The sequence below is a fragment of the Pantoea sp. ICBG 985 genome, from assembly GCF_002928365.1.
Classification (GTDB): domain Bacteria; phylum Pseudomonadota; class Gammaproteobacteria; order Enterobacterales; family Enterobacteriaceae; genus Pantoea; species Pantoea dispersa.
Map to the genome: position 1 here is coordinate 1 of NZ_POWM01000033.1, position 215 is coordinate 215.

Annotated in this window: 1 rRNA gene; it reads left to right on the forward strand. The window is 56.7% G+C overall.

Annotation, left to right across the window (positions count from 1 at the left end):
• Positions 1-107 precede the first annotated feature (107 nt).
• Positions 108-215: ribosomal RNA gene (locus C1Y42_RS23320) — 23S ribosomal RNA — on the forward strand; the annotation flags it as partial.

Here is a 215-nt window from a genome sequence, read left to right on the forward strand (position 1 = left end):
CAGCCAGCGGAGCGTACTGAAGTACGTGAGCATGGCGAGCACCGCGCAACGACGCATTCTTTACGCGCAGCCGTTACGGCAGACAGATAAACGCCTGTGGGTTGTGAGGTTAAGCGACTAAGCGTACACGGTGGATGCCCTGGCAGTCAGAGGCGATGAAGGACGTGCTAATCTGCGAAAAGCGACGGTAAGGTGATATGAACCGCTACAGCCGT